The 24,208-nt window shown below is 62.2% G+C and carries 21 protein-coding genes; all 21 read left to right on the top strand.

Features of this window, described 5'->3' with window-relative positions; genetic code table 11:
• Nucleotides 1-2: 2 nt before the first annotated feature.
• The 21 genes from dapF (at nt 3) to DFO48_RS09510 (ending at nt 24,205) form a co-directional block, all read left to right on the top strand.
• A complete protein-coding gene (dapF, locus tag DFO48_RS09610; protein WP_034350215.1) occupies nt 3-881 on the top strand; it encodes a diaminopimelate epimerase in 879 nt (292 codons plus the stop codon).
• Nucleotides 878-1,591: a DUF484 family protein gene (locus tag DFO48_RS09605; RefSeq protein ID WP_003069020.1), complete on the top strand. Its 714-nt coding sequence runs from the start codon at nt 878-880 to the stop codon at nt 1,589-1,591. The genes dapF and DFO48_RS09605 overlap by 4 nt, the downstream gene beginning before the upstream one ends.
• A gap of 24 nt (nt 1,592-1,615) precedes the next feature.
• Nucleotides 1,616-2,671 carry a tyrosine recombinase XerC gene (locus DFO48_RS09600; protein ID WP_114863229.1) on the top strand — a complete coding sequence of 352 codons (1,056 nt, stop codon included), beginning with the start codon at nt 1,616-1,618 and terminating at the stop codon, nt 2,669-2,671.
• Between the two features lie 200 nt (nt 2,672-2,871).
• Nucleotides 2,872-3,993, top strand: coding sequence for a GTP-binding protein (locus tag DFO48_RS09595; protein ID WP_114863505.1), 1,122 nt, complete (start codon nt 2,872-2,874; stop codon nt 3,991-3,993).
• Between the two features lie 254 nt (nt 3,994-4,247).
• Complete coding sequence (gene dksA, locus DFO48_RS25425; RefSeq protein ID WP_003069012.1) at nt 4,248-4,991, top strand: RNA polymerase-binding protein DksA; 744 nt, start codon at nt 4,248-4,250, stop codon at nt 4,989-4,991.
• Nucleotides 4,992-5,037: 46 nt separating this feature from the next.
• Entirely contained in the window at nt 5,038-6,765 is a 1,728-nt protein-coding gene (locus DFO48_RS09585; RefSeq protein WP_114863228.1) for an STAS domain-containing protein, read from the top strand.
• Between the two features lie 147 nt (nt 6,766-6,912).
• Entirely contained in the window at nt 6,913-7,458 is a 546-nt protein-coding gene (gene hslV / locus DFO48_RS09580) for an ATP-dependent protease subunit HslV (RefSeq protein ID WP_003051248.1), read from the top strand.
• A gap of 76 nt (nt 7,459-7,534) precedes the next feature.
• Nucleotides 7,535-8,854 carry an ATP-dependent protease ATPase subunit HslU gene (gene hslU, locus DFO48_RS09575; RefSeq protein WP_003051251.1) on the top strand — a complete coding sequence of 440 codons (1,320 nt, stop codon included), beginning with the start codon at nt 7,535-7,537 and terminating at the stop codon, nt 8,852-8,854.
• Nucleotides 8,855-9,208: 354 nt separating this feature from the next.
• A complete protein-coding gene (gene mraZ, locus DFO48_RS09570; protein WP_003051254.1) occupies nt 9,209-9,637 on the top strand; it encodes a division/cell wall cluster transcriptional repressor MraZ in 429 nt (142 codons plus the stop codon).
• Between the two features lie 9 nt (nt 9,638-9,646).
• Nucleotides 9,647-10,576 (top strand): 16S rRNA (cytosine(1402)-N(4))-methyltransferase RsmH, encoded by a 930-nt coding sequence (rsmH, locus tag DFO48_RS09565; protein WP_003081144.1) that lies wholly within the window; start codon nt 9,647-9,649, stop codon nt 10,574-10,576.
• Nucleotides 10,577-10,619: 43 nt separating this feature from the next.
• Nucleotides 10,620-10,901 (top strand): cell division protein FtsL, encoded by a 282-nt coding sequence (ftsL, locus tag DFO48_RS09560; protein ID WP_003081142.1) that lies wholly within the window; start codon nt 10,620-10,622, stop codon nt 10,899-10,901.
• Nucleotides 10,898-12,646: a penicillin-binding protein 2 gene (locus DFO48_RS09555; protein ID WP_003081140.1), complete on the top strand. Its 1,749-nt coding sequence runs from the start codon at nt 10,898-10,900 to the stop codon at nt 12,644-12,646. The genes ftsL and DFO48_RS09555 overlap by 4 nt, the downstream gene beginning before the upstream one ends.
• The gene (locus DFO48_RS09550) at nt 12,643-14,148 is read left to right on the top strand and encodes a UDP-N-acetylmuramoyl-L-alanyl-D-glutamate--2,6-diaminopimelate ligase (protein WP_114863227.1); all 1,506 of its coding nucleotides are present in this window, start codon (nt 12,643-12,645) and stop codon (nt 14,146-14,148) included. The genes DFO48_RS09555 and DFO48_RS09550 overlap by 4 nt, the downstream gene beginning before the upstream one ends.
• A complete protein-coding gene (gene murF / locus DFO48_RS09545; protein WP_114863226.1) occupies nt 14,145-15,572 on the top strand; it encodes a UDP-N-acetylmuramoyl-tripeptide--D-alanyl-D-alanine ligase in 1,428 nt (475 codons plus the stop codon). The genes DFO48_RS09550 and murF overlap by 4 nt, the downstream gene beginning before the upstream one ends.
• Nucleotides 15,563-16,741: a phospho-N-acetylmuramoyl-pentapeptide-transferase gene (gene mraY, locus DFO48_RS09540; RefSeq protein ID WP_003081135.1), complete on the top strand. Its 1,179-nt coding sequence runs from the start codon at nt 15,563-15,565 to the stop codon at nt 16,739-16,741. The genes murF and mraY overlap by 10 nt, the downstream gene beginning before the upstream one ends.
• A 5-nt stretch (nt 16,742-16,746) precedes the next feature.
• A complete protein-coding gene (gene murD / locus DFO48_RS09535; protein ID WP_114863225.1) occupies nt 16,747-18,651 on the top strand; it encodes a UDP-N-acetylmuramoyl-L-alanine--D-glutamate ligase in 1,905 nt (634 codons plus the stop codon).
• A complete protein-coding gene (gene ftsW / locus DFO48_RS09530) occupies nt 18,648-19,919 on the top strand; it encodes a putative lipid II flippase FtsW (RefSeq protein ID WP_003081131.1) in 1,272 nt (423 codons plus the stop codon). Before murD ends, ftsW begins: the two co-directional genes overlap by 4 nt.
• Entirely contained in the window at nt 19,916-21,001 is a 1,086-nt protein-coding gene (murG, locus tag DFO48_RS09525; protein WP_114863224.1) for an undecaprenyldiphospho-muramoylpentapeptide beta-N-acetylglucosaminyltransferase, read from the top strand. Before ftsW ends, murG begins: the two co-directional genes overlap by 4 nt.
• Nucleotides 20,998-22,431, top strand: a complete 1,434-nt coding sequence (gene murC / locus DFO48_RS09520) for a UDP-N-acetylmuramate--L-alanine ligase (protein ID WP_003081129.1) — start codon at nt 20,998-21,000, stop codon at nt 22,429-22,431. Before murG ends, murC begins: the two co-directional genes overlap by 4 nt.
• Nucleotides 22,428-23,399 (top strand): D-alanine--D-alanine ligase, encoded by a 972-nt coding sequence (locus DFO48_RS09515; RefSeq protein WP_114863223.1) that lies wholly within the window; start codon nt 22,428-22,430, stop codon nt 23,397-23,399. The genes murC and DFO48_RS09515 overlap by 4 nt, the downstream gene beginning before the upstream one ends.
• Nucleotides 23,396-24,205, top strand: coding sequence for a cell division protein FtsQ/DivIB (locus DFO48_RS09510; RefSeq protein ID WP_003081127.1), 810 nt, complete (start codon nt 23,396-23,398; stop codon nt 24,203-24,205). Before DFO48_RS09515 ends, DFO48_RS09510 begins: the two co-directional genes overlap by 4 nt.
• Nucleotides 24,206-24,208 lie beyond the last annotated feature (3 nt).

Here is a 24,208-nt window from a genome sequence, read left to right as displayed (position 1 = left end):
TCATGCAGATTCGCTTTACCAAGATGCAAGGCGCGGGCAACGACTTTGTCGTGCTCGACGAAACCCAGGCTCGTCTGGGCTTGAGCGCCGCCCAGTACCGCTACCTGGCCGATCGTCACTTTGGCGTGGGTGCCGACCAGATCCTGACGGTGCGCCCTGCACCCGCAGAGGACGTGGACTTTGAATATGTCATCCACAACGCCGATGGTGGCGAGGTCGAGCAGTGCGGAAACGGCGCGCGCTGTTTTGCGCGCTATGTGCATGACAAGGGTCTGACCGACAAGAGCGTGATCCGCGTACAGACCCTCTCGGGCGTCATCGCCCCCGAAATTCATGGCAACGGCCGCGTCACGGTCGATATGGGCGCGCCTCAGCTGGATCCGGCCAAGGTGCCCTTCACGACCGACGGTCTGGAGCCAGAAGCCTTGGGGTCAACGCAAAAATGGCCTCTGACGATTGATACACCTTTGCAGCCCGCTACAGTCTGGATGGCGCCCGTTTCCATGGGCAACCCGCATGCGGTGCAACTGGTGGACGATGTGAATGCCGCTTTGGTGGAGTTGCACGGCCCGTTGATCGAGAACCATGCCCGTTTTCCTCAGCGTGTGAACGCCGGCTTCATGCAGATCCTCAACCGTGGTGAGGTCCGCTTGCGCGTCTATGAACGCGGTGCCGGCGAGACCCTGGCCTGCGGCACGGGGGCCTGCGCCGCCGTGGTGGCCGGCATCGGCTGGGGACTGCTCGACCAGCGCGTCGATGTGCATACCCGCGGCGGTCTGCTGACCATTGAATGGGCGGGTGGTGCGCAGGATCGCGTGCGCATGACAGGCCCTGCCGAATTTGTTTTTGAAGGCCAGATCGACATACCTGATACCTTATGAACAGCTTGACCGATACCGCCATGACCGAAGAGTCGATTGCCGACTACCTCCAGGAAAATCCCGATTTCTTCGAGCGCCACGCCGAGATGCTGACGGGCGTGCGTTTGATCAGCGGCCACGGCCCACGTGCCGTCAGCCTGCAGGAGCGTCAGGCCGAGATGCTGCGCGAAAAGATCAAGGGTCTGGAGCATCGCATCATGGACATGGTGCGCCATGGCAGCGAGAACGCCTCCATCGCCAACAAGATTCACCAGTGGACCCATGCTCTGGTCAAGGTACAGGACCTGCGCGAGCTGCCCCATGCGCTCACCGCCAGCCTGCAGCACACGTTTGATGTCCCCCAGGTCGCGCTGCGTCTGTGGAATGTGGCGGGCGCGCACAGCGGCACCGTCTACACCATGGGAGTGAGCGATGATGCCAAGGCCTTTGCCTCGTCTCTGACCATGCCGTTCTGCGGCCCCAATATGGGTTTCGAGCCCGTGACCTGGCTGCCCAACCCCAATGCGGTGCAGTCGGTGGCGCTGCTGACCCTGCATGACGGTGCCATGGACAGCACTTCCAACGCCTTTGGCATGCTGGTGCTGGGCTCGCCCGACCCGCTGCGTTTCGATGCCACCATGGGCCTTGAATTCCTTTCACGCATCTCCGAGCTGGCCAGTGCCTCGCTCTCGCGCATGCGCGCTCCTGCGCTGACGCTGGCGCACGGCTGAGGCTGCAAAAGGGTGTAGATACCGATGCAAGAGCGCGAGCAGCCCTCTTTTGAGGAGCAGTACGCGCAGCTTCCGGAAGTTGTCCACAGCTATCTGGAGCATGTGCGTGTGCAAAAGCGCCTGGCCGAGCGCACGCATACCCTGTATGCACTGGACCTGATCAAGCTGCAGAGCTTTGCGCAGGCGGCTGACCAGGAGCTCTTGGCGCTGCAGCCCGCACATATCCGCCGCTTTGCTGCGCAAATGCATGGCGGCGGCCGCAGCGCACGCGGCATCGCACTGATTCTTTCGGGCTGGCGCAGCTTTTTTCGCTGGGCGGCCCAGCGGGAACTGGTGCCTTTCAACCCCGTGGAGGGCGTGCGCGGCCCCAAGGCTGCCAAGCCTCTTCCCAAGGCTCTGGCGGTGGACGACGCCGTGCAATTGGCCAGTTTTCAGAACCCCGAGGCCGATCCGTGGATAGAGGCGCGTGACGTCGCCATGACCGAACTGCTCTACAGCAGCGGCCTGCGTGTGGCCGAGCTGGTGGGGCTGGATCTGCGGCCCGGCCAGCAAAGCCGGTATGAAGGCCGAGGCTGGGTCGATCTGGAGGCGGGCGATGCCCATGTTCAGGGCAAGGGCGGCAAGCGCCGCATTGTGCCAGTGGGGCGCATGGCGATTCTGGCCTTGCAGCGCTGGCTGGCGCTGCGCAGCAGCGCGCTGGTCGGGGCCGCACAGCTCAAGGCACAGGATGAAGCGGCCTTGTTCGTCGGTCGCCGGGGCGAGCGGCTCGGCGCCCAGTCGGTCTGGTCACGTCTCAAGCAGCGAGGCCAGCAGGCAGGGCTTGCGACTGGCGTGCACCCGCATGTGCTGCGTCACTCCTTTGCCAGTCATATGCTGCAGTCCAGTGGCGATCTGCGTGCCGTGCAGGAGCTGCTCGGGCATTCCAGCATTGCCACCACGCAGATATATACGCGGCTGGATTTCCAGCATCTGGCCCAGGCTTATGAAAAAGCCCACCCGCGTGCGCAGCGCAGCAGTGTCGGCGAGACGTCCGGTCCATTGCGCAAGCCGGACGACAAAGAGCAAGACGAAGAGTCCTGATTTGATAGCTTGAAGTGATTGTTGGGTATATGACGGATGTGATTTTTGGCTGAAATTTCTGCCGTCCCTGCTGCCCATGAGCGCTTGAAAGCGCCGCTACACTCCCCAGCTGTTATCACCGGAGCGCGCATAGGGATGCGCCGCCCGTGTTTTTTGGACAGCCGCATGTGGCGGCTGGCCGCAGCAAGAGGTTTCAACGCATGGCTCTCATTCCAGTCACCATCCTCACGGGCTTTCTGGGCTCGGGCAAGACCACGCTGCTCAAGCGCGTGCTGCACGAATCCCACGGCATGAAGATTGCCGTGATCGAGAACGAGTTCGGCGAGGAGAACATCGACACCGACATTCTCAAGACCGAATCCAAAGAACAGATTCTGCAGATGAGCAACGGCTGCATCTGCTGCACCATCCGCGAAGACCTGCGCGAGGCTTTGCAGTTGCTGGCCGCCAAGCGCCGCAAGGGACAGGTGGACTTCGACCGTATCGTGATCGAGACCACCGGCCTGGCAGACCCTGGCCCCGTGGCCCAGACCTTCTTCATGGATGACGAGATCGCCGAGACCTATCTGATCGACTCCATCATCACATTGGTGGATGCCAAGCATGCCAACCAGCAGCTTGACGATCGCCAGGAAGCGCGCCGCCAGGTGGGCTTTGCCGACCAGATGTTCCTGTCCAAGACAGATCTGGTGACGGAAGCAGAAAAGGAGGCGCTGATCCATCGCCTCAAGCACATGAACCCGCGCGCGCCCATCCGTGCCGTTCATTTTGGCGATGTGCCCCTGAGTGAAGTGTTCGATCTGCGTGGCTTCAACCTGAACGCCAAGCTGGACATCGACCCCGATTTCCTCAAGGAAGATGATCACGGCCACGATCATCACGACCACAGCGCTTGCGACCATGACCATGGCCAATGCGAGCATGATCACGATCATGGACACCAGCACGACGAGCATTGCGGCCACGACCACCATGACCACGAGCATGGCGAGCACTGCAATCACCCGCACCACCATCATCACGACGATGATGTGAAGAGCTTTGTCTACCGGGCAGATCGCGCGTTCGACCCGGCCAAGCTGGAAGATTTCCTGGGCGCCATCGTCAATATCTACGGCCCCAAGATGCTGCGCTACAAGGGCGTGCTCGACATGAAGGGCACCAGCCGCAAGGTCATCTTTCAGGGCGTGCACCAGCTCATGGGCAGCGATCTGGGCCCCGAGTGGGAAGCCGATGAAAAGCGAGTCAGCAAAATGGTCTTCATCGGTATCGATCTGCCGCAGGATATTCTTCGCCAGGGACTGGATCAATGTCTGGTGTAAACCCTGGGTTTGGGAGCTGTTTCGGCGAAAGCTAACGGTTTGCTGACAATGACTGACGGCCTGCCAAGCAGGCCGTTTTGTTTGTCTGTTATTTCTCGCAAACTGACCGAAACAGGCGCAGGCTTTGTTGCAAATTGTGGGGTATGTGCAACGGAGCCGGGCTGGGGCGACTGGCGTGGCTACAATGCCGGCCCTAAAGAGGGTGTTGGAGCAATCCGGCCCTGCAAGGGCTCTGTACTGTAAGGAGACAGGACGTGACCGCTGTGAAAAGTAATCTGCCCAAGGCTGCAGCCAAAGCTGCGGCAGCGGCTGTGCACCCCCGCAGCGTCGAGACCTCTTTGGTGGACGCCGCGTTGGACAACCCGGTGCTGGTACCTGCAGCAGCGGGAGAATCTTCCAAATCGTCCAGATCCAAGCGTTCTGCATCGCCTCCAGCGCGGCAGCCTGAAACAGATGTTCCGCCCCTGGCAGCTTCGGCAGTCAAGGCTGCGGCAACCATGAGAGATACGAAAGCAATGACCAACACAAAGCAAGCTGTGCCCAAGAAAGATCCCAAGCTGGCCAACGCCTGGAAGACCAAGTCGGTAGAGGAGCTGACCGATGCTGAAGTGCTGGCCATGTCTGATGACGATTACATGAACGACGCCCAGCTGGCCTATTTCCGTCGCAAGCTGGTCGCGCTCAAGAACGATATGCATGTGAATGCGGGCGAGACTGCGGAAAACCTGCGTGAAGACACCGTCGTGGTGCCCGACCCTGCCGATCGTGCCACCATCGAGGAAGAGCACGCTCTCGAGCTGCGCACCCGTGACCGCGAGCGCAAGCTGCTCAAGAAGATCGACCAGTCCATTGCCCGCATTGATGCTGGTGACTACGGCTACTGCGACGAAACCGGCGAGCCCATCGGTGTGGGACGCCTGTTGGCTCGCCCCACGGCTACACTGTCGCTGGAAGCCCAGCAGCGCCGTGAGCTCAAGCAGAAGATGTACGGCGATTGATCTGCGTCAGGCGTTGATGGGGCTGCAGGCAGCAAAGTAGAGGACCATGGCAAAAGAAGAAAACAAGTCGGGAGGGTTGCTGTCCAAGGTGGTGCGTTTTGTGCGCCACCCGACCGTGAATTGGTCCGATTTGGAAAATCTCAACCAGGAAAGCGAAGAAAGCCAGTACAGCAAGCAGGCGCTCAAGGAGATGCTGGAGCGCAAGCGCCAGAACGACTTTGTGCGAAAGCGCGAGTTTGACCAGTTGCGCAAGCTGCGTCAGGCTCAGTTGTCCAAGATGGCAGTGACTGCCAGGGCTCCACTCGAGACGCCGACCCCGCTAGCGCCTTCCTCTTTTTTGCAGACTGCCCAAAGCTCCGTGCCGGGCGAGCGCGCAGAAACCATCAAGAAGATCGACGAGATCGAAGCGCAGATGGCCCAGCAATGGTGGCGCGGAAAGCTGGCTGCTGATGCCGCCACCATGCCGCTGCAACTGCCCGAGGGCGGTGGCGGCATGCCTTCGGTATTTAAAAGCCAGCCGCTTTCGATCAGCACACTGCCTCTGCTTCAGGATGTGTTGCCAAGCGATCTGGAACTGCCGCAATCGGGTCGGCAGGGCAATCCTGTTGCTTTGCCGGGCCTGCGGGGCGAGACAGACTTTTCGCCGGCGTTTGCCACAACCGAGGTCTCTGCTCCCACCGATATCAATATGGTTCCGCCGTCCTTTGCGCGCTTCGAGCATGATGCCGCGCTGGAGGATGCTGCGATTGTCTTTGCCAGCGGTGACAGCGTCGCAGCCGAGACCAGTCTCAAGGCCTTGATTGCCGAGCGTGCTCAGGATACGCCGGCACAGTTGCAGGTATGGCTGGCACTGCTGGACATGTATCGCGCAGCAGGCATGCAAGCTCAGTTTGAAGACGCTGCCATGGACTTTGTGGCGCGCTTCGGTCGTTCGGCCCCGCAATGGTTTGTGATGCCGCAGCAGGCGGGCAGGCTTAGCGAAACCGCGCCGGATGCCGCAGCAGTGCAGACCGGCTTTCGCTGGCAGGCTCCTGTGCGTTTGGATGAGCCTGGTTTCAAGGCGCTGCTGGCCAGCAAGGCGCGCAGCGCCGGCAGCTCGGTCATGGACTGGAGCGTTCTGGAAAGCCTCGACCCCGGCGTGAAGAAGCCGCTGCTGGATATGGCGCAGCGCTGGGCCGACGAAAAAGGATCACTGGTTTTTGCCGGTCACGAGAGATTGCTGGCGGTTCTCAGCAAGCACACCCCTTCCGGTGATCGCGCCGTCGATCAGGACTGGTGGTATTTGCGTCTGGCCATGCAGCGCCTGATGCATCTGCAGGACGAGTTTGAGCTGACGGCGCTGGACTATTGCGTGACCTACGAGCTGTCGCCACCCTCATGGGAAGATCCGCTGTGCGCGTATGCGAACGAAGGGCAGGCGCAGAACCTGCGTGCCCAAGATAGCCGGCTCTTGGGGCCGGAGACGATTCAGCCCGGCATGCTCTGGAAGGAGCATCAGCCGCGTTTTGCGCTGCAAGGCGTGATCGACGGCGATGCACTGCCCTGGCTTGCCGAGGTTCAGGAAAAGGCCAAGCTTGGCGAAGCCATTGCCGTTGACTGCTCGCGCCTGGTGCGCATGGACTTTGCTGCCGCAGGCTCGGTGCTGAACTGGGCTGCGCAGATGCAGGAGCTGGGTCACGTGTTGCAATTCAGTCAGTTGCACCAGTTGCTGGCGGTGTTCTTCAATGTTGTTGGCATTCAGGAACATGCTCAGGTGATTCCAAGACGGGACTAGCTCCCGAAGTGGCCATGCTGCCTCCCCTAAGGGGCTGCGTCTGTGGTGGGGAGTCTGGCCGTTTGAGGCGATATCCACAGCAAGCGCTGCAAATTTAATTTTTCTGGGCCCCTTGAGGTCGATCTTGCCTGCCCCCATCTGCGCCAGATGGAACAGTTTCACGGCACCACCATTTTGAGCGTGCGCCGCCAGACTCCCGAGGGCGTGCAAGTCGCCATCGGCGGTGATGGTCAGGTCACATTGGGCAATATCGTCATCAAGGGCACGGCGCGCAAGGTGCGCAAGCTCTATCACGGCAAGGTGCTGGCGGGCTTTGCGGGGGCAACCGCAGATGCCTTCACGTTGTTCGAGCGTTTCGAGGCCAAGCTGGAAAAACACCAGGGCAACCTGACCCGCGCCGCGATCGAGCTGACCAAGGAGTGGCGCACCGACCGTGTGCTGCGCAAGCTCGAAGCCATGCTGGCAGTAGCCGATGCGACGACCTCGCTCATCATTACCGGCAATGGCGACGTTCTGGAGCCCGAGCAGGGCATTGTGGCCATCGGCTCCGGCGGCGCCTATGCGCATTCCGCAGCCAAGGCCTTGCTCAACAACACCGAGTTGTCGGCCGAAGATGTGGTGCGCAAATCCCTGGCGATTGCCGGCGAGCTGTGCATCTACACCAATATGAATCACACGATCGAGACGCTGTAAGCGCTCGTCTATCCGAATTGATAGCTGCTGGCGCTTTATGGATAAGCGCCAGAGGCATATTTGACTGAGAATTCACATGTCTTCTGCCATGACTCCCCAGGAGATCGTCTCCGAGCTTGACAAGCACATCGTCGGCCAGCATGGTGCCAAGCGCGCGGTGTCGATTGCATTGCGCAATCGCTGGCGCCGCCAGCAGGTGCCCGAGGGCCTGCGCCAGGAAATCACACCGAAGAACATTCTGATGATCGGTCCCACGGGCGTGGGCAAGACGGAGATAGCACGTCGCCTGGCAAAACTCGCCGATGCTCCCTTCATCAAGGTCGAGGCGACCAAGTTCACCGAAGTGGGCTATGTGGGCAAGGATGTGGACGCCATCATCCGCGATCTGGCCGAAGTTGCCGTCAAGCAGACGCGCGAGTCGGACATGAAGAAGATGCGCGCCCGCGCCGAAGATGCTGCCGAGGAGCGCATTCTCGATGTACTGATCCCGCAGGCCCGCACCGGCGAAGTACCGGCGGACAACACGGCGCGTCAGGTTTTCCGCAAGAAGTTGCGCGAAGGTCAGCTTGACGACAAGGAGATCGAGATCGACATCGCCGAGCAGATGCCTCAGGTGCAGATCATGGGCCCCCAGGGCATGGAAGAGATGGCCGAGCAGCTGCGCGGCATGTTCAGCCATATGGGCCAGGAAAAGCGCAAGACGCGCAAGCTCAAGATCGCCGAGGCCCTGAAGCTGTTGACCGATGAGGAAGCAGCAAAGATGGTCAACGAGGAAGACGTCAAGACCCGCGCCATTGCCAATGCCGAGCAAAACGGCATTGTCTTCATCGACGAAATCGACAAGGTGGCGACGCGCCAGGAAACCAGCGGCTCCGACGTCTCGCGCCAGGGCGTGCAGCGCGACCTGCTGCCCCTGGTCGAGGGCACCAGCGTCTCGACCAAGTATGGGGTGGTCAAGACCGATCACATTCTGTTCATCGCTTCGGGCGCTTTCCATCTGTCCAAGCCAAGCGATCTGATTCCCGAGCTGCAGGGGCGCTTTCCCATTCGCGTGGAACTGGAATCTCTGTCGGTACAGGACTTCGAGGCGATTCTGATGCAGACTCACGCCTCCCTGGTCAAGCAATATCAGGCGCTGCTGGCGACCGAAGGCGTGACCCTGGAGTTCAAGCCAGAGGGCATCACGCGTCTGGCAACGATTGCCTTTGACGTCAACGAGAGTACCGAAAACATCGGTGCGCGGCGTCTGTCCACAGTGATGGAGCGTTTGCTTGACGAGGTCAGCTTCGATGCGGCCAAGCTTTCGGGTCAGACCGTGGTGATCGATGCAGCCTATGTGGATCAGCGCCTGCAGGTGCTGAGCAAGGATGAGGATCTGTCGCGCTTCATTCTTTGAAGAACCGAGCGCTTGAAGCGAGCTGCCCGCCTGTGCGGGCAGTTTGCATTTGTAGGAGAAGGTCGAGACTTCAATCAGTTCTTTCCATTGAATTGAATGGTTGCAATTGACGCCTCCTAATGAGAGTCCACTTGCATTGACTTTGCTAAGTGCTTGTAAAGGAAAGATATTTTCAGAATAAGGCTTTTCTTTTTCTCTCTAAGTGCTTGATTTCATTGCAAATAATTGTTCATTCGGGTTTGGATTCACCTTGAATTGCTGATACAGTGCAAAAAAGTGCAATTAAGTGGTGAAAGCTGCCCTCGTGCCCATTTTTGGGGAACGAGCGGCTCCAGATGACCGGAGTAACTTGCCGTGTTTCAAGGGGCGTCTTCGCTGAATCTCGATGGAAAGGGGCGGCTCTCAGTGCCGACCCGGCATCGTGACGCCCTTTTGTCCTTGGCTGAGGGGCAGGTCACTTTCACCAAGCATCCCGATGGCTGTCTGTTGCTGTTTCCGCGCCCCGAGTGGCTGCAGTTTCGCGAACGCGTCGCGCAACTGCCGATCACGGCTCAGTGGTGGAAGCGGATTTTTCTGGGCAATGCCATGGATGCGGAGATGGATGCAACCGGTCGGCTGCTGATTTCGCCCGAGTTGCGTGAGGCCACAGGTCTGACCAAAGAGGTCTTGATGCTGGGCATGGGGGCGCATTTCGAGGTCTGGGACAAGGCCACTTATGAAATGCGCGAAGCGGAAGCGCGCCAGCAACCGATGCCGGCGGCTTTCCAGGATTTTGTTTTGTAGGAAGTGCTTGTGAATCAGCCGTTGCAACATATCACCGTCTTGCTGGATGAGGCCGTGGACGCCCTGCTGGGTGGTGCCGCCGAGCCGCCCGCCGGCCAGTGGGTCGATGCGACGTTCGGTCGAGGTGGTCATTCCCGGCTCATTTTGCAAAGGCTGGGGCCGGACGGGCGCTTGATCGCGTTCGACAAAGACCCGGACGCAATTGCTGAGGCGGCGCGCATCACCGATGCGCGTTTTTCGATTCGGCATGAAGGATTTCGCCACCTGGGCGAACTGCCCGAAGGCAGTGTGCAAGGGGTGTTGATGGACCTGGGGGTGAGTTCGCCCCAGATCGACAACCCGGACCGGGGCTTCAGCTTCCGCTTTGACGGCCCCCTCGACATGCGCATGGACACCACGCGTGGTCAGAGCGTGGCCGAGTGGCTTGAAGATGCGGAAGTGCAGCAGATTGCGGAGGTGATACGTGACTACGGCGAAGAACGGTTTGCTGGCCCCATTGCAAAGGCGATTGTTGCTCGGCGCGAAAGCCAGGGCCCATTACGCACCACTGCCGAGCTGGCCCAACTCGTGGCTGGCGCGGTCAAGACCCGCGAGGCTGGGCAGAACCCGGCAACACGGACCTTCCAGGCTCTTCGGATTTTCATCAATGCCGAACTTCAGGAGCTTGAGCAAGCGCTAGAAGCCAGTCTGCGCGTGCTGGCCCCCGGCGGCCGTCTGGCCGTGATCAGCTTCCACTCACTGGAAGATCGCATCGTCAAGCAGTTCATTGCCAAGCATTCCAAGGAGGTCTACGACCGCCGTGCACCGTTTGCGCCTCCCACGCCCATGCGTCTGAAGGCGCTGGAGCGCATCAAGCCCAGTGCTGCCGAGGTGGATGCCAATCCGCGCTCGCGCTCTGCCGTGATGCGCGTCGCAGAGCGCACCGAGGTGCCTGCATGATGTATCGCCATGCCGCTGCAAGCACGGTTGCGGGAGGGCTGCCATGCTGCGCATAAACCTGCTGCTGTTGCTGGCGGTCATGACCAGCGCCATTTTTCTGGTGCACACCCAGTATGAGTCGCGCCGCCTGTTCACCGAGCTGGACCGCGCCGAGGCAGAGGCGCGTCGGCTGGCGACGGATCAGCTGCGCCTGCAGGTGGAAAAACGCGCCCAGGCCACGCCTCAGCGCATCGAGACAGTGGCGCGAGAAAAGCTGCAGATGAAGCAGGCTTCTCAGGCGATTACGCAGTACGTGCATGAAACGGCTGCAGGAACTGCGCAATGACACGCAGCGTGCTCTATACCACCAGCCCTTTGCTGGCTTCGAAAACACCGCTGTGGCGCAGCAAGTTCATTGTGGCTGCGCTGGCGCTGGGTTTTGTGGGCCTGGGTGCGCGTGCAGCCTATGTGCAGGTCTTCGGCAACGACTTCTTCAAGCGTCAGGGTCTGGTGCGCTTTGCGCGTACTCTGGAGCTGCCAGCCAATCGTGGCCGTTTGCTGGATCGCAACGGCCTGATTCTTGCGTCCAGCGTGCCAGCGGCCAGTATCTGGGCTATTCCCGAGGACGTGGATCTGAAGGATCCTGAAGTCCAGCAAAAGCTCAAGGAGGTGGCACGCCTCATGGACATGCCGCTGCGCTCCCTGATGGAGAAGCTGGATGTCGAGGACAAGACCTTTGTCTGGGTCAAGCGTCAGCTGGACTGGGACGTGGGCCAGAAGATCGTGGCGCTCAATATCAAGGGCATCTACAACCGCAAGGAATACAAGCGCCAGTACCCCGAAGGGGAGTCTGCGGCGCATATCGTGGGTTTCACCAATGTGGAAGACCATGGTCAGGAAGGCATGGAGTTGGCGTTTGACAAGGAACTAGCCGGCAAGGCTGGTTCGCGTCGTGTGATCAAGGATCGTCTGGGCCGCGTGGTGGAGGGCGTGGGCGATGAAGTGCCGCCTCAGGACGGTCAGGACATTCAGCTGTCCATTGACAGCAAGGTCCAGTACTACGCCTACCAGAAACTCAAGCAGCAGGTCGAGACCTTCAAGGCCAAGGCAGGCAGCGTGGTGGTCATGGATGCGCACACCGGCGAGTTGCTGGCCCTGGCGAACTATCCCAGCTATGACCCCGGCCACCGCAAAAACCTGACGGGCGAGCAGCTGCGCAATCGCGCGCTGACCGACACCTTCGAGCCGGGTTCGACCATGAAGCCCATCACTGTGGCCGCCGCCCTGGAGCTCAAGCGTGTCAAGCCGAGCACCATCATCGATACCGCACCGGGCCGCTACACGGTGACGGGCTCCACCATCACCGACACGCACAACTACGGCGCGCTGACGGTGGAGGGTGTGATCCAGAAGTCCAGCAACGTGGGCGCGACCAAGGTGGCGCAAAAGCTCTCAGCCCAGGAAATGTGGGAGTACTTCAGTGCGCTGGGCTTCGGCCAGAAGCCTCAGATCCAGTTCCCGGGCGCGGTCTCGGGTCGTCTGCGTGCCTGGAAGACCTGGAAGCCTATCGAGCAGGCCACCATGTCCTATGGCTATGGCCTGTCGGCCTCGCTGTTCCAGATGGCACGTTCCTACACCGTGTTCTCCAACGACGGCAACGTCATTCCCTCGACGATTCTGAAAACAAGCGAGCCTCCCGTGGGCGTGCGTGTGATCTCCAAGGAAAACGCCGAGGCGGTGCTGCACATGCTGCGTCTTGCTGCCGGTCCAGGCGGTACCGGCCAGAAGGCCCAGGCCGAGGGCTACACCATTGGCGGCAAGTCGGGCACTGCCCGCAAGCAGGTGGGCAAGAGCTATGCCGCGGGCAAGTACCGCGCCTGGTTCACGGGCATTGCTCCCATCGACAAGCCGCGCATCATCGTTGCCGTGATGGTGGACGAGCCTACGACAGGTTCCTACTACGGCGGCACGGTGGCCGGCCCGGTGTTTGCGGACGTGGTCCAGCAGACATTGCGTTTCATGGGCGTTCAGCCCGACAAGGAAGTCAAGCCTCAGATCGTGGCTGCACCCGCTGAGGAGCCTGTGCTATGAGCACCCCCATTCAAATCCTGAACAATGCAGCCGAGGCCGTTGCCTGGCTGCGCAGCCGCGTGCAGGGTGACCTGCAGACCGATAGTCGCAAGGTCAAGGCAGGCGATGCCTTTGTCGCCTGGCCCGGAGCTGCCACTGATGGCCGAGCCTATGTGGGCAAGGCACTGGAGCAGGGCGCCGCTGCCGTGCTGGTGGAGGCCGACGGCCTGCAGGCCTTCGATCTGAGCGGTGGCCGTATTGCAGCTCTCAAGGGTCTGAAGGCCGCGACGGGACTGATTGCCGACCAATGGTTTGCACATCCCAGCGGCGAGCTCGACGTGCTGGCCGTGACCGGCACCAACGGCAAGACCACCACCGCCTGGTGGCTGGCGCATGCGCTCTCGAAAGTGACGCTGAACGCGCGCACCGGCTGTGCGCTGGTGGGCACCCTGGGTGTGGGCGTACCGCCTGCGCTGGAGTCGACGGGCATGACCACCCCGGACCCGGTGCTGCTGCAGCGCGCGTTCCGCAGCTATGCCGACCAGGGCCTCGCGGCCTGCGCCATCGAGGCATCGTCCATTGGCATCGTCGAGCATCGCCTGGACGGCAGCAAGATTCGCGTGGCCCTGTTCACCAATTTCACGCAGGACCATCTGGACTACCACGGCAGCATGGATGCCTACTGGCAGGCCAAGGCCCAGTTGTTCGACTGGCCCGGCCTGCCGGCGGCTGTGGTCAATATCGATGACGCACACGGCGCCAGGCTCTGGGCCAGGCTGCAGGGCCGTGCGATGGATGTCTGGAGTGTTTCCATTCAAGGACCTGCGCGACTGCAGGCCAAGGACATCGGACTGGGCGACGAAGGCCTGAGCTTTACCGTGCTGGAAGCCGGTCACAGCCTGCGCATGAATACGCGTCTGGTCGGCCAGTACAACGTCTCCAATCTGCTGGGGGTGCTGGCCACGCTGCGCTGCCTGGGACTGACGCTGGAGCAGGCCGTGCAGGCCTGTGCAGATCTGGAGCCCGTGCCCGGTCGCATGCAGCAGATCGTCAAGCCTGGCCTGCCTCTGGTGGCCGTGGACTATGCCCATACCCCCGATGCGCTGGAAAAAGCCCTGCGCGCCTTGCAGCCTGCAGCGCGCCAGCGCCAGGGCAAGCTGTGGTGCGTGTTTGGCTGCGGTGGTGACAGGGACAACAGCAAGCGCCCGCTGATGGGGCAGGCCGCACAGGCGAATGCTGACGGCGTTTTCGTCACCAGCGACAACCCGCGCAGTGAGGTGCCCGAAAGCATCATCGACCAGATTCTGGCCGGCATGCAGGCGGGCGAGACATTGCATGTTCAGGCCGACCGCGCGGCGGCCATTGCCCAAGCCATTGCCCGTGCCGATGCGCGCGATGTGGTGCTGATTGCCGGCAAGGGACATGAGGACTATCAGGAGACGAAGGGCGTGCGCCATCCGTTCTCCGACATGGCTGAGGCGCACAAGGCGCTCGCAGCCCGCGAAGGAAAGATTCGGTCATGATGACCCTGGTAAAAGCGCTGGAGCTGATCCAGACGCATATCCCCCAAGCCCGCCTGGTTGGCAACGGCCAGCTGGAGCTGGCACGCGTGCACACCGATACGCGCACGTTGCAGAACGGGGACTTGTTCGTGGCCCTGAAGGGCGAGCGTTTTGACGCCCATGATTTTCTGCCGCAAGCGCAGGCCGCCGGTGCTGTGGCGGCCATTGCCAGCCATGGACTGGAGGCCGCAGGCATGGCTGGCATCGAAGTGCCGGATACGCTGCTGGCATTGGGCGCGCTGGCACGAGCATGGCGTGCACAGTTCGATCTACCCTTGATTGCCGTGACCGGCAGCAATGGCAAGACCACGGTCACGCAGATGATCGCGTCCATCCTGCGCGCGCACGTGGGCGGGCAGGGCGAGGCAGCACTGGCCACGCGCGGCAATTTCAACAACTCCATCGGCATGCCGCTGAACCTGCTGCGCATGAGCGGCGCACATCGCATTGCGGTGCTGGAGATGGGCATGAACCACCCCGGCGAGATTGCCGAGCTGGCTGCCATCGGCCAGCCCACGGTGGCCCTGGTCAACAACGCCCAGCGCGAACACCAGGAGTTCATGGGCACGGTGGAAGCCGTTGCGCGTGAAAACGGTTCGGTGTTGCGCTTTCTGCCCAAGGACGGCGTGGCCATCTTCCCAGCAGGAGATGAATACACACCGCTGTGGACGGAGCTGAGCGCCGGTCGCCCAAATCTGATGTTTGGCGAGGCCACTGATGGGGCCCAGGTTTTTGCTGGCGATGTGGTCTGGGCCAATGGAGCCTGGAGCTTTGCACTGAACACGCCGCAGGGCGTGGCTGCGGTGCAGCTGCATATTGCCGGCCGCCACAATGTGCGCAACGCACTGGCCGCGGCTGCCTGTGCCCATGCCGCCGGTGTGTCTCTGGCGGCCATTGCGAAGGGGCTGTCCGGCTTCGAGCCCGTGACCGGCCGCTCGCGTGCGCTGGCTGTGCAGATCAATGGTCAAGGCGTTACGGTGGTCGACGACACCTATAACGCCAATCCCGATTCCGTGGCTGCTGCCATTGCCGTGCTGGCCGAGCTGCCCGCACCGCAGTTGCTGGTGCTGGGCGATATGGGGGAGGTGGGCGATAACGGCCCGCAGTTCCATGCCGAGGCCGGCGCGCTGGCGCAGCAGGCAGGGATTGCCCATTTCTTTGCTCTGGGTGACCAGAGCTCGTTTGCTGCTTCTGCCTTTGGCAGTGGTGCTCAGTATTTTGATAGCATGGCCGCCCTTCAGCAGGCGGTGTGCGCAGTTTTACCCAAAGTAGGTAGTGTTTTGGTCAAGGGTTCGCGGTTCATGAAGATGGAGCAAGTGGTGCAGAGCATTGAGGCCTGCGCAGACAAGAAGCAGGGCAACTGCGGGGAGGCCGCATGCTGCTGATGCTGGCTCAATGGCTGCAGGGTATCTCGCCGGAGTTCGGCTTCTTGCGCGTCTTCCAGTACCTGACGCTGCGCGCCGTGCTGGCTGCCGTCACCGCCTTGCTGATCGGCCTGATCGTCGGCCCCAGGGCAATTCGCATGCTGACCGCACTCAAGATCGGTCAGCCCGTGCGTGGCTACGGCATGGAGACCCATCTGGTCAAAAGCGGCACGCCCACCATGGGCGGTGTGCTGATTCTGTTCTCGATTGCCGTGTCCACCCTGCTGTGGTTTGACCTGTCCAACCGCTTTGTCTGGATCGTGCTGCTGGTCACGCTGGGCTTCGGCGCGATTGGCTGGGTGGACGACTGGCGCAAGGTCGTCAACAAGGACCCCGAGGGCATGCGCTCGGGCGAGAAGTATTTCTGGCAGTCCGTCATTGGTCTGCTGGCCGCCCTGTATCTGGTGTTCTGCATCTCCGAGAACAGCAATGCCGAGGTGTTTGCGCTGTTCGTCTCCTGGGTGCAGTCGGGCTTTTCCATGGACCTGCCGCCCAAGGCCGGCCTGATGGTGCCCTTCTTCAAGGAAGTCAGCTACCCGCTGGGCGTTCTGGGCTTCATCGTCATGACCTATCTGGTCATCGTGGGCGCCAGCAATGCCGTGAATCTGACCGATGGCCTCGACGGTCTGGCCATCATGCCCGTCATCATGGTGGGCACGGCGCTGGGCATCTTCGCCTATGTGACCGGCAACGCCACCTATGCGCGTTATCTGTTGTTTCCCAGCATCCCCGGCACGGGCGAGCTGATGGTGTTCTGCGGCGCCATGGCAGGCGCAGGTCTGGCCTTTCTCTGGTTCAACGCGCACCCCGCCCAGGTCTTCATGGGCGATGTGGGCGCGCTGGCGCTGGGCGCCGCTCTGGGCACGATTGCCGTGATCGTGCGCCAGGAAATCGTGCTGGCCGTGATGGGCGGCATCTTTGTGGCGGAAGCCATCTCGGTGATGCTGCAGGTGACTTACTTCAAGTACACCAAGAAGCGCTATGGAGAGGGCCGCCGCCTGCTGAAGATGGCGCCGCTGCACCACCACTTTGAAAAGAGCGGCTGGAAGGAAACCCAGGTCGTGATCCGCTTCTGGATCATCACCATGCTGCTGTGCCTGCTGGGCCTGTCCACCCTGAAGCTGAGGTAATCGCCATGCAAGACGAAGACCTCAAGCTCGATGATCAGGTTCTGCTGCCGGAAGTGGAATCGGGCGCTATGCAAATGCAAGCACCTTCCGTTGATCTTCAAAGCATTTCGGATGGAAATATGTCTGAAATGATTCAGGAGAAAGCGCAGGATGCTCCTGAAATGGAAGCGTCTGTCATCATTGCCAAGACCTTGGATGCCGAGCCGGTGCCCGATATCTCCACCTTGACGGCAGCCAGGGACGCGGCCGCCTTTGTGGCGCAGATCTTTGCCGACCCCAGCATCTCCGACGCGGCCGACGCCGAAGTGACTGCCGCCGAGCCGCAGCCCGAGGCCGAGCAGCAGGAGGTGGTGGAGCTGCCGCCTGTCCCCGTGCATTGGCCGCAAGGCGCGGCGCAGCACCTGCAGGGGCAGCGCGTGCTGATTCTGGGCCTGGGCATCTCGGGCATTGCGATGGCCCGCTGGTGCGTGCGTGCCGGAGCCGAGGTCACGGTGGCCGACACGCGTGAAGCCCCACCCTATCTGTCCGCGCTGCAGACCGAGCTGCCCGGCGCGCGCTTTGTCGCAGGCGAGTTCACGGCGGCTCTGGTCGACGGCCAGAGCCTGAGCTCCGTCTATCGCTCGCCGGGCCTGAGCCCGGCCAGCGTGGCGCCAGTCTTCAATGCCGCGCGCAGCATCGGCCTGCCCACGGGGGGCGAGCTGGACCTGTTTGCCTTTGCGCTCAAGGGCCTGCGCGAAGCTCATGGCTATGCACCCAAGGTGCTGGGCATCACCGGCACCAATGGCAAGACCACGGTCACCTCGCTGACCGGTCAGCTGCTGGAGCATGGCGGATTGAGCGTGGGCGTGGCCGGCAATATCGGTCCCACGCTGCTCGACACCCTGTCCGGGCGCATCGATGCCGAGACTCTGCCCCAGGCCTGGGTGCTGGAGCTGTCCAGCTTTCAGCTCGACGACTGCCGCGGCTTCGAGCCCACGGCAGCCACGGTGCTCAATATCACCCAGGACCATCTGGACTGGCATGGCGGCATGCAGGCCTATGCCGATGCCAAGGCCCATGTCTTCGGCGAGCAGGCTCTGATGGTCCTCAACCGTGAAGACCCCGTCGTCATGGCCATGCTGCCCGCGCCCGTGGCGGTGCCCGGCAAGCGCGGCAAGACGTTCCAGCGTGCCCATGTCACCTTTGGCGGCGACATGCCGCGCCGCCCAGGCGACTTCGGCCTTGAGGTGGTCAACGGCATGACATGGCTGGTGCGCGCCCATGAGGCCGACGAAACCAGCAAGGGCAAGAACGTCGACGATCTGCACATCGTGCGCCTGATGCCCGCCGATGCGCTGCGCATCCGCGGCCGCCATAACGCCATCAATGCGCTGTCGGCCCTGGCGCTGGCGACCGGCGCGGGATGCACGCTGGCACCGCTGCTCTACGGTCTGCGCGAATACCGGGGCGAGCCGCACCGCGTGCAGCCCGTGGGCCGGGTGGGCGATGTCGAATACTTTGACGACAGCAAGGGCACGAATGTGGGCGCCACCGTGGCCGCCCTCATGGGCCTGGGGCCGGACCACCGCATCGTGGTGATTCTGGGCGGTCTGGGCAAGGGCCAGGACTTCACCCCGCTGGCCGCGCCCGTCTCGCGCTATGTGCGCGCGGCCGTGCTGATCGGCCAGGATGCGCCGCTGATTCGCGAGGCACTGGGCGACACCGGCGTGAGCCTGGTCGATGCCGCAAGCATGCAGGACGCCGTGCAGCAGGCTGCACGCCTGGCCCATGCCAATGATGCGGTGCTGCTCTCGCCCGCCTGCGCGAGCATGGACATGTTCAAGGACTATGCGGACCGCGCCCACCAGTTTGTGGAAGCGGTGCGCGAGCTGGCGCTTGAAGCCGGCCAGCAACTGGAGGACGGCGCATGACAGCCGCCTTCCTGACCAGCCTCTCCGGTCGCATGCGCTCGTGGTTCCGCACAGTCGGGGACAAGCCCATCGACGTGCTGCCAGTGCGCGTGGGCGGGCCGCTGTACGACCGTCCTACTCGTACTCCGGCAAGCGTACTGGGGCTGGATCAGGCATTGATCTGGGTCGTCATCGCCTTGCTGTCCTGGAGTCTGGTCATGGTGTATTCGGCATCGATTGCGATGCCCGACAACCCGCGCTTCGGCAAGATCGAGCCCTATCACTTTCTGCTGCGCCACACCATGTCGATAGGCATGGCCTTTGTGGCTGCGCTGCTGGCCTTCCAGGTGCCCATGAATGTCTGGGAGAAGGTGGCGCGCAAGCTGTTTCTGATCTCCATCGTGTTGCTGGTGGCGGTGCTGATCCCGCATGTGGGCACGGTGGTCAACGGCGCGCGTCGCTGGCTGTCGCTGGGCATCATGAACTTCCAGCCTTCCGAGCTGGCCAAGTTCTCCATCCTGATCTACGCGGCCGACTACATGGTGCGCAAGATGGAGGTCAAGGAGCGCTTCTTCCGCGCCGTGCTGCCCATGGGCCTGGCCGTGGTCGTAGTGGGCGTGCTGCTGCTGGCCGAGCCAGACATGGGGGCCTTCATGGTGATCGTCGTGATCTCCATGGGCATTCTGTTCCTGGGTGGCGTGAACGCGCGCATGTTCTTCATCATCGCGCTGCTGGTGGTGCTGGCCTTCGGCATGATCATCGCCACATCGGAGTGGCGCCGTGAACGTATTTTTGCCTACCTCGATCCCTGGGATGAGAAGCATGCGCTGGGCAAGGGCTACCAGCTCTCGCATGCGCTGATTGCCATCGGGCGGGGCGAGATCTTTGGCGTGGGCCTGGGCCGCAGCGTGGAAAAGCTGCACTGGCTGCCTGAGGCGCATACCGACTTTTTGCTGGCCGTGATCGGCGAAGAATTTGGTCTGGTCGGCCTGCTGCTGATTGCTGCCGTCTTCTTCTGGTTGACCCGCCGCATCATGCTGATCGGCCGTCAGGCCATCGCGCTGGACCGTGTCTTTGCCGGGCTGGTGGCCGAGGGCGTGGCGATCTGGATGGGCTTCCAGGCCTTTATCAACATGGGTGTGAATCTGGGCGCCTTGCCAACCAAAGGCCTGACTCTGCCGTTAATGAGCTTTGGCGGTTCGGCCATTTTGATGAATTTGATTGCGATAGCTGTGGTGCTCCGAGTCGACTACGAAAACAAGCTGCTGATGAAGGGAGGCCACGCATGAGCCTGCTCATCAAGCCAAACAAGCCGCGCACGGCACTGGTGATGGCCGGTGGTACCGGCGGTCATATCTTCCCCGGTCTGGCCGTGGCACAGGAGCTGCGCTCGCGCGGCTGGAATGTGCACTGGTTGGGCGCGCCCGGCTCCATGGAGTCGCGCATCGTGCCGCCCCAGGGCTTCGCACTGGAGCTCATCGAATTTGGCGGCGTGCGCGGCAAGGGGCTCAAGACCCTGGTGCAACTGCCGTTCAGGCTGGCGAAGGCCTTCTCGCAGGCGCGTGCCGTGATGAAGCGCGTGCAGCCCGATGTGGTCATCGGCCTGGGCGGTTACCTCACCGTGCCCGGCGGCCTGATGGCTGCCGCTTCGGGTGTGCCCGTGGTGCTGCACGAGCAGAACTCCGTGGCTGGAATGGCCAACAAGGTTGTGGCCAAGGTGGCCAAGCGCGTGTTCACGGCTTTTCCCAAGGTATTTGCCAAGGGGGAATGGGTGGGCAATCCGCTGCGTCAAGCGTTTCTGGAGCAGGCCGAGCCCGCCCAGCGCTTTGCTGGCCGTAGCGGCCCGCTCAAGCTGCTGGTGGTGGGCGGCAGTCTGGGAGCCAGGGCGCTCAATGAGATCGTGCCCCAGGCTCTGGCCCTGATGCCCGCCGAGCAACGCCCCGTGGTGCTGCACCAAAGCGGCACGACCCAGATCGATGCGCTGCGCGCCAACTATCAGGCTGCTGGCGTACAGGCCGAGCTGACCCCTTTCATCGACGACACGGCCAAGGCCTTTGCGGATGCCGATCTCGTCGTCTGCCGTGCCGGTGCCAGCACCGTGACCGAGATCGCTGCTGTAGGGGCGGCAGCGGTCTATGTGCCCTTCCCGGCTGCGGTGGATGACCACCAGACCAGCAATGCCCGCTTCCTGGTGGATGCCGGTGGCGGTTGGTTACAGCCTCAAAGTACTTTGAGCGCCCAAGGGTTGGCGGAAATGCTACAAAATATGCAGCGTGCGACGCTGTTGGAGCGCGCTGAACTCGCGAAGAAAATGCAAAAGACTGATGCCACCGCGAAGGTGGTCGCCGCTTGTGAGGAGTTGGCAGCATGAAACACGCCATTCATCACATTCACTTTGTCGGTATTGGCGGCGCCGGCATGAGCGGTATTGCAGAGGTTCTGCACAACCTGGGTTACGCCATCTCAGGCTCGGATTTGGCTGACAGCGCCACGCTGCGCCGCCTGGCGGGCCTGGGCATCAAGACCTTTGTCGGTCACGCGGCCGAGAACGTTGTTGGCAGCGATGCCGTGGTGACATCCACGGCCGTGCAGGGCGACAACCCCGAGGTCCTGGCTGCGCGCGAGAAAAAGATTCCTGTGGTTCCTCGTGCACTGATGCTCGCCGAGCTGATGCGTTTCAAGCAGGGCATCGCCATTGCCGGCGCGCATGGCAAGACCACCACCACCAGCCTGGTGACCAGTGTGCTGGCCGAGGCCGGTCTGGACCCCACCTTCGTGATCGGCGGCAAGCTCAACAGCGCAGGCGCGAATGCCAAGCTGGGTCAGGGCGACTACATCGTGGTCGAGGCTGACGAGTCCGATGCCTCCTTCCTGAACCTGCTGCCTGTGATGGCCGTCGTCACCAATATCGACGCCGATCACATGGAAACCTACGGCCATGACTTCGGCCGTCTCAAGCAGGCTTTTGTCGACTTCTTGCATCGCATGCCGTTTTACGGGCGTGCCATTCTCTGCGTCGACAGCCCTGCCGTGCGCGAGATCCTGCCCAAGCTGGCGCGTCCGGTCACGACCTACGGCTTTGCCGAAGATGCCCAGGTGCGCGCCGTGAACGTGCGTGCCGAAGCCGGTCGCATGCGCTTTACCGTGCGCCGCCAGAACGGCCAGAGCTACCCCGATCTGGAGGTCGTGCTGAGCCTGCCTGGCGAGCACAACGTGCTCAACGCCCTGTCTGCCGTGGCGGTGGCCATGGAGCTCGAGATTTCCGACGAGGCGCTGCTGCGCGCATTGGAAGGTTTCAAGGGTGTGGGGCGGCGCTTTCAGCGTTATGGCGAGCTGCCGGCTGCCAATGGCGGCACCTTCACCGTCATCGACGACTATGGTCATCACCCCGTGGAAATGGCAGCCACGCTGGCTGCGGCACGCGGTGCCTTCCCGGGGCAGCGCCTGGTGCTGGCCTTCCAGCCGCACCGCTACAGCCGCACGCGCGACTGTTTCGAGGACTTTGTGAAGGTCATCGGCAGCGCCGATTCCGTGCTGCTGGCCGAGGTCTATGCCGCGGGTGAGGCCCCCATCGTGGCTGCCGACGGTCGCTCCCTGGCTCGCGCCTTGCGTGTGGCGGGCAAGGTCGAGCCTGTATTTGTGGAAAACATTGCCGATATGCCGGCAGCCATCGCTGCCAATGCGCAAGCGGGCGATGTATTGCTGTGCATGGGGGCCGGGTCGATTGGCGCCGTGCCTGGAAAATTGGTTGAAATGCTTCAGAAACAAGAGCTGGCTGCGCCCGCAGGGAGCGCGCAATGAGCATGTTTGGTACAAATATCGACGTGAAGTCACTGGGCAAGGTCGCCGTGCTCATGGGTGGTCGCTCGTCCGAGCGCGAGGTCTCGCTGATGTCCGGCGCTGGCGTGCTGGCCGCATTGCAGTCCAAGGGTGTCGATGCCCACAAGTTCGACCCTGCCGAGCAGGGCCTGGACCAGCTCAAGGTGCAAGGCTTTGACCGCTGCTTCATCGCGCTGCATGGCCGCTACGGCGAGGACGGCACGGTGCAGGGCGCGCTGGAGTTGCTGGACATCCCCTATACGGGTTCGGGCGTGATGGCTTCCAGCATCGCCATGGACAAGATCATGACCAAGCGCATCTGGCGCTTTGAAGGCCTGCCCACGCCGGACTGGCGCATGGTCGATTCGGCCGAAGCCACCCGTGACGCATTGCAGGCCCTGGGCGCTCCCATGATCGTCAAGCCCGCACGCGACGGATCCAGCATCGGCCTGACCAAGGTGATGAATGCCGACGAATGCGCCAAGGCCTACGAGCTGGCGGCCCAATACGACGCAGAAGTGCTGTGCGAGCAGTTCATTGCCGGTGACGAGACCACCTGCCCCGTGCTGGGCACGGGAGCCAAGGCCGCTGCGCTGCCAGTGATCCGAATCGTTGCGCCCGAAGGCAACTACGACTACCAGAACAAGTACTTCACGGATACCACACAGTACCACTGCCCTAGCGGCCTGCCGGCTGCCGAGGAGGCCGAGATCCAGCGCATTGTGGAAAAAGCCTTCCGCACCCTGGGCTGCCGTGGCTGGGCGCGTGCCGACATCATGATTCGCGCCAGCGACCGCAAGCCTTTCTTGCTGGAGATCAATACCTCTCCAGGCATGACGGGGCATTCTCTCGTCCCCATGGCTGCGCGCGCCTCCGGCGTGAGCTACGAAAACCTGTGCCTTGGCATTCTGGCCATGAGCACGCTGGATGGAGAAGCGGAGCTGCCATGAACCGCAACCACCCCACAGCCGTCGTCCCGTTCGACGTCAAGCTCATGAACATCACTGCCACGGTGATGTTCATGGGCTGCTTGACGGCGTGCGTGATGGCCGTGGGGTGGTGGTTGATGCGAACTCCGGCCTTCAATATCGGCCGCATCGTGGTGGAAGGCGAGCTGGTGCATAACAACGCCGTGACGCTGCGTGCCAATGTGGCGCCAGTGCTCAAAGGCAACTTCTTCACGGTGGACCTGAAGGCGGCTCAGCACGCATTCGAGCAAGTGCCCTGGGTGCAGGAGGCGCAGGTGCGCCGCGAGTATCCGAACGGCTTGCGCGTTGCGCTCAAGGAGCATGTGGCCGAGGCCTTCTGGGGGGCCGAGACCGGCACCGGTCTGGTCAACAAGGCCGGTGAAGTGTTTGAAGCCAATCTGGGCGAACTGGACCGCGAAGGTCTGCCCCGTCTGCAAGGCCCCGAGGGCTCGGCCCCGCGTGTTCTGCAGATGTATCGAGCGCTGGAGCCGGCCTTGAAGCCGCTCGATGTGGCACTGGACAGCCTGACTCTGGATGCGCGTGGCAGTTGGACGCTGGTGCTGGACAACGATGCGCTGCTGGAACTGGGCGGCGGCACCACCGAAGACATATTGCAGCGCGTGCAGCGCTTTGTGCGCACGCTGCCTCAGATCACCTCTCAATACAAGCGCTCGGCTGCGGCACTGGAGTCTGCAGACCTGCGTTACGAAGACGGCTATGCCTTGCGACTCAAGGGCGTGACCACTGGAACCTCCGCGCCGGCAACTGCTGCCAGGGCCAGACGATGAGCG

The sequence above is a fragment of the Comamonas sp. AG1104 genome (genome assembly GCF_003350425.1).
Taxonomy (GTDB): domain Bacteria; phylum Pseudomonadota; class Gammaproteobacteria; order Burkholderiales; family Burkholderiaceae_C; genus Comamonas; species Comamonas testosteroni.
The sequence above is the reverse complement of the archived record's forward strand: the minus strand, read 5'-3'. Positions and strand labels throughout refer to the sequence as shown.

What these genes read in the sequence shown, in the direction of transcription:
- dapF (WP_034350215.1), top strand. Translation starts at nt 3, where the DNA reads ATGCAGATTCGCTTTACCAAGATGCAAGGCGCGGGCAACGACTTTGTC.
- DFO48_RS09605 (WP_003069020.1), top strand. Translation starts at nt 878, where the DNA reads ATGAACAGCTTGACCGATACCGCCATGACCGAAGAGTCGATTGCCGAC.
- DFO48_RS09600 (WP_114863229.1), top strand. Translation starts at nt 1,616, where the DNA reads ATGCAAGAGCGCGAGCAGCCCTCTTTTGAGGAGCAGTACGCGCAGCTT.
- DFO48_RS09595 (WP_114863505.1), top strand. Translation starts at nt 2,872, where the DNA reads ATGGCTCTCATTCCAGTCACCATCCTCACGGGCTTTCTGGGCTCGGGC.
- DFO48_RS09585 (WP_114863228.1), top strand. Translation starts at nt 5,038, where the DNA reads ATGGCAAAAGAAGAAAACAAGTCGGGAGGGTTGCTGTCCAAGGTGGTG.
- hslV (WP_003051248.1), top strand. Translation starts at nt 6,913, where the DNA reads ATGGAACAGTTTCACGGCACCACCATTTTGAGCGTGCGCCGCCAGACT.
- hslU (WP_003051251.1), top strand. Translation starts at nt 7,535, where the DNA reads ATGTCTTCTGCCATGACTCCCCAGGAGATCGTCTCCGAGCTTGACAAG.
- ftsL (WP_003081142.1), top strand. Translation starts at nt 10,620, where the DNA reads ATGCTGCGCATAAACCTGCTGCTGTTGCTGGCGGTCATGACCAGCGCC.
- DFO48_RS09555 (WP_003081140.1), top strand. Translation starts at nt 10,898, where the DNA reads ATGACACGCAGCGTGCTCTATACCACCAGCCCTTTGCTGGCTTCGAAA.
- DFO48_RS09550 (WP_114863227.1), top strand. Translation starts at nt 12,643, where the DNA reads ATGAGCACCCCCATTCAAATCCTGAACAATGCAGCCGAGGCCGTTGCC.
- murF (WP_114863226.1), top strand. Translation starts at nt 14,145, where the DNA reads ATGATGACCCTGGTAAAAGCGCTGGAGCTGATCCAGACGCATATCCCC.
- mraY (WP_003081135.1), top strand. Translation starts at nt 15,563, where the DNA reads ATGCTGCTGATGCTGGCTCAATGGCTGCAGGGTATCTCGCCGGAGTTC.
- murD (WP_114863225.1), top strand. Translation starts at nt 16,747, where the DNA reads ATGCAAGACGAAGACCTCAAGCTCGATGATCAGGTTCTGCTGCCGGAA.
- ftsW (WP_003081131.1), top strand. Translation starts at nt 18,648, where the DNA reads ATGACAGCCGCCTTCCTGACCAGCCTCTCCGGTCGCATGCGCTCGTGG.
- murG (WP_114863224.1), top strand. Translation starts at nt 19,916, where the DNA reads ATGAGCCTGCTCATCAAGCCAAACAAGCCGCGCACGGCACTGGTGATG.
- murC (WP_003081129.1), top strand. Translation starts at nt 20,998, where the DNA reads ATGAAACACGCCATTCATCACATTCACTTTGTCGGTATTGGCGGCGCC.
- DFO48_RS09515 (WP_114863223.1), top strand. Translation starts at nt 22,428, where the DNA reads ATGAGCATGTTTGGTACAAATATCGACGTGAAGTCACTGGGCAAGGTC.
- DFO48_RS09510 (WP_003081127.1), top strand. Translation starts at nt 23,396, where the DNA reads ATGAACCGCAACCACCCCACAGCCGTCGTCCCGTTCGACGTCAAGCTC.